Source organism: Shewanella saliphila (genome assembly GCF_014648295.1).
Taxonomy (GTDB): Bacteria; Pseudomonadota; Gammaproteobacteria; order Enterobacterales; family Shewanellaceae; genus Shewanella; species Shewanella saliphila.
The window spans coordinates 1-2802 of the sequence record NZ_BMQV01000088.1; the positions used below are offsets into that span (position 1 = coordinate 1).

The following is a 2802-nucleotide window of genomic DNA, read 5'->3' on the forward strand; positions in this document are numbered from 1 at the left end:
AACATCCAGAGCGATGGTCAAAAGAAGAGCGAAACTGGCAACCAATAGGCGCTGTGGCGTTAAATCCAGAGCAACATAAAGAAGTTGCTTAACAATTTAGGCGACAACTGTCTTGAAAAACGCCGGGATGCTGAATTTAAAAGGAAGTATTGTGAAGATAATCCAGATTATTTAAGTAATTATAAAAATGCAATACATGAAAATTATGGTGGAGCTTGGGAATATAATGAGATAATAGGTTTTATTAAACTACATATTTTAGGTTCACAAATTAGAGGCGAATATTGGCAAGATGATAAAAAACGGTTTGTTAAATCGAGAACTAAGCAGTTCAAATATGTAACTCATAAATTAGCTCCTGAGAATTCGTTTTACAAAGAGGCAACAAACGCAGAAATCTACCAAACGATTTGCTCATACGTCGATGATTGTCGTAATGAGTTAAAAGGTCGTCATATTGACGATTCTAACCTCAAAAACATAGGTAAATACGTAGATTGGAAGTCATTAATCAAAGGTTTATAACAATTTGATTAATTAGACTAAAAACCGCAGTCTATTTTCGCTACGCTCAAGTTTAGCCCACAATTTTCGCCAATTTTTAAGGCACTATACCTATTGAAAGGATTTGCGATAGATGAGCAAAATTGAAGAAAGTCTTACCATATTCTTCGATATCGAAAAACAGGTACGTGATCATATAAATACTCATAGATATCAGAAGGTTTTGATTTCAGAGTTAGATAACTGGAATCAAATATGTAGTTCATTAGATACCCTTGGTGACACTGGCTTGGCATTGCAAAGCTACTTTAAATCGGAATATCCTGATGAAACTGGATTATCGTATATCTATACATACGGGCTACTACAAGCGTTATTTATACAGCAAGATGCAATGAATCATTTATCAGAAGCATTTGATGTACCATATAAACTGTCAGAAGAATTAAAAGGTATTAGAGCAGTTAGAAATGCCTCAATAGGTCACCCAACAAAGAATCACGTAAAGAAAACAACGTACTTTAATCACATATCTCGTATTTCTATGAGCAAAGGTGGTTTCACCCTTGCTCGTTTCTACGATGAGGGTAAAAGTGAATTCATCGACGTAGATTTTTCGGAAATTGCAGAAACACAGCTGATGGGCATCAATACAGCATATCTATCAATTAATGAAAGGCTTCGAGAAATTGACGAAAAGCATAAGGTTAAATTTATGGAAAAACCGCTAGTAGACATCCTTGACTCAACAATGAGATATATGTTTGAGAAAGTAGGACAAGCTATTTACTCGCCTTCGAGCTCAAATGTCTCCTTTGGTTTTAAAATGCTTGAGTCGATTGAAAAAACATATAATGAGTTTCAAGGTGCACTGCAAGAAAGAAACGAGCTTACTGATTATACTAAGTACGACCTTGATGAATATTTTCATGGCATTGAGCGAGTAAAAGATTATTTGACCAACTCAAATACTAAGGATTTTTCTGAGCATGACGCCAGAATTTACTTGTACTACCTACAAGAAAATCACAAAAGCTTCGAAAGTATTGCACGAGAAATAGATGAAAGTTACGAGGAAGAATAGGTATCAAGTTGCTCAAACGGAAAATAACAGCTGGCTTTTACTTGTTTTTTGCCAGCTATTTTATTGCGTTTTTAGCAAAAGGTTACCCATAGAAATTTTAATGCGATATCCAAAAATTAGAGTTGAGAATCTAACACGCTTTTGTTGCCCCATTGTGAGTTGGGGTGGGTGATACGGTTATTTCAGACATCAGAATATTGACCACATTTTAACAATACTGCACAGTGGCTACTAAATCACAGGTGAGTCTTGCCTGAGTGTCATAGAAAAGGGGCATCGAATATCACGTATCGAATTATGTTCACTTTAGCTATGAGTTATCTAACTAAACATTACTCATCAATAGCATTTTATGTAAGAAAGGTCGTAATATTTGCAACTCTGGATAAAATGGATACCTTGTAAAAATCTATTTATTATCTCTCAGGGCAGAGAGCTCAAGCCAAAGTATCATTCATCATAGTAATCAAAGGAGGAGGTATGACTTCTGTAACATCTAAAAAGAACAGAACCATCAGTAAGCTGGCTAATGAGCTTGGTATAAATATTGAGACGGTGCGTTTTTATGAGCGGCGGGGAATGATCGAACAACCGCTAAAGCCAGACTTTGGTTATCGTCATTACCCAAATGAAACGGTGAACCGTATTCGCTTTATCAAACGTGCCCAAGAATTGGGATTTACGCTCGAGGAAATTGCTAATCTATTAAGCTTAGAAGACTACCCATGCAGCCAAGTCCAAGAGCTTGCCGAGCATAAACTCGGCGCCGTCAGAGACAAAATGGCGGATTTACGACGCTTGGAAACAGCACTCAATACACTATTGCTGCAGTGCCATAGCAATCAAGATGACAGCCATTGCCCCATCATCGATTCCCTGCAACCCTAAACGACTCTACCCACAGAAAAATTCCGCTTGACTCCGTATATAGGTACGGCACTTACACTTATTCCATAGATTGAAATCCGAGGAGTAAGCCGTGTCCCCCCAAAATCCTAATCTGCACATTATTGGTGGCATTGTCGCCGCCGTCGGCGCAGGCCTGTGTTGCGCAGGGCCATTCATATTGTTGTTGCTAGGAGTCAGTGGGTAATCTCCCCATTTTTAACTGAGATCAAAAGTAGATATTTAGGCCACTAGTGCCAGTTTTTGCTTTGGTGGGACACCACCAATTGCTGTATTGGGTCTTTCATTGTTATAAAACCATAGCCATT

General features: G+C 37.9%; 3 protein-coding genes and 1 pseudogene. All 4 read left to right on the top strand.

Going from position 1 to position 2802, the window contains the following annotated elements; translation table 11 throughout:
- The first annotated feature begins 84 nt into the window (after positions 1–84).
- Complete coding sequence (locus IEY48_RS20140) at positions 85–525, top strand: hypothetical protein (RefSeq protein WP_188923327.1); 441 nt, start codon at positions 85–87, stop codon at positions 523–525.
- Positions 526–637: 112 nt separating this feature from the next.
- Complete coding sequence (locus IEY48_RS20145; protein WP_160054390.1) at positions 638–1588, top strand: hypothetical protein; 951 nt, start codon at positions 638–640, stop codon at positions 1586–1588.
- A gap of 480 nt (positions 1589–2068) precedes the next feature.
- Positions 2069–2476: a mercury resistance transcriptional regulator MerR gene (merR, locus tag IEY48_RS20150; RefSeq protein ID WP_160054389.1), complete on the top strand. Its 408-nt coding sequence runs from the start codon at positions 2069–2071 to the stop codon at positions 2474–2476.
- A gap of 91 nt (positions 2477–2567) precedes the next feature.
- Positions 2568–2678: pseudogene (locus tag IEY48_RS20155) on the top strand (mercuric transporter MerT family protein); the annotation flags it as partial.
- Positions 2679–2802 lie beyond the last annotated feature (124 nt).